The organism is Shewanella sp. Isolate7 (assembly GCF_022398425.1).
In the GTDB taxonomy this organism is placed as follows: Bacteria; Pseudomonadota; Gammaproteobacteria; order Enterobacterales; family Shewanellaceae; genus Shewanella.
The window spans coordinates 1-1,298 of sequence record NZ_JAKEVJ010000164.1; the positions used below are offsets into that span (position 1 = coordinate 1).

The window sequence follows — 1,298 nt, forward strand, 5'->3', positions numbered from 1 at the left end:
ACATCGTTTCCAGTGGATAGGGACGACGACCATTGCCCGCTTTTGGATAAAAGGGCTCAATCACTTCCAGCAGTTGAGTCCATGGTAATAGGTTGTCCATCCGAGATAAGAAAATCTCTTTACGGGTCTGGCGGCGCTTGCTGGAAAACTCACTATCGGCAAAAGTTAACTGTTGGCTCATGGGCGGTAATGGCTGTGATTTACTATGTAGCTATGATCTCACATCAGGGACTTATTCGCATCTTCCCTTGGTGAGTTTTCAAAACTAATGAAAGAACATCAATATACAGAAAGTTCTGGCTCTGGCTTTTTGCTTTCCGCTTCGACATCTACAAAGCTTGTAGGTAAATACATTGAGAAAGTAATCCTGAAAAACATAGTAGAAGATCCCTTTGGTGAGATTTCCGAGGTCGAGTCAATTAACTACTACACGTGTCAGTTCAACTGGAGCGCCGAATCTAGCTTTATGTATATTTCTGAGCCTCCACGCTCGCTAAGGAAGTTTTCCAATAAGCTTCATGGCCTTACTGGTTTTGGGTTGGTTTTATCTGAGTTAAATGTAGCTCCTGAACGCTGGCTCGGGCTTATTGAGGAGGAGGCTGACAACGTAAGAATTATCCAGATATCCTCGTATGGCATTCGTACTTCCTTGAACTCAACAGCAAAAATAACCGTTTCTGGTACCGCTGATGTCCGAGAAGCTTTTGCTGAGCTGGTTTCTGATAAACGTTACCTGACCGATAGCATTAAGTTTGAAGCTGAGTTTGAAGGAATGACAGTGAAAGGTGAGCTTACCAAGTCAGGTGTTTGTAGGTTAAAGTCACCTAACCTGAACTTCATTCTTGAAAAGCTTAGGAACTCACTGGAGAAATCGACGGTTCATAATCACTAGGGGCAGTTTCTTTTTGATGGAAGACGCCTGTCTCCTCCTCTGCTTTCAACTAATCATGCAAATACGGCGTTGTCTAGGCATTGAGTCTGTTGAATGTAATATGCCCTAACTCAACTTATCCGAAGTGATTGACGTAGATTTCAAAAGCTAAATGATCTCTGTCCGTGCGACCTGAGGTCGTATGAAGCGTTGTTCACCGCTTAACGAGTGAACCATCTGTATCACCAGATGAACCTACGAGCCTGAATAAAGCAGCGGCTCGGACAATGTAACGAAACTTGGCCGTTAGGCTGAGTGGGAAAAGAATCGTGAGAGGACGTTCCTCCTGAAAACCACAATTCGGGTAAGTGCTAGGTAGTCAGTATGATGAACGTATGTGAATCCATTCAAGGTGCGTTATATGATG

At 43.8% G+C, this 1,298-nt stretch carries 1 protein-coding gene and 1 pseudogene; one reads left to right on the forward strand and one right to left on the reverse strand.

Going from position 1 to position 1,298, the window contains the following annotated elements:
- Positions 1 to 181 (reverse strand): annotated as a pseudogene (locus L1D47_RS20700) (IS5/IS1182 family transposase); the annotation flags it as partial.
- A gap of 87 nt (positions 182 to 268) precedes the next feature.
- On the opposite strand from L1D47_RS20700, the gene L1D47_RS20705 reads away from it, so the two are divergent.
- Entirely contained in the window at positions 269 to 892 is a 624-nt protein-coding gene (locus L1D47_RS20705; protein ID WP_239886624.1) for a hypothetical protein, read from the forward strand.
- The last annotated feature ends 406 nt before the right edge of the window (positions 893 to 1,298 follow it).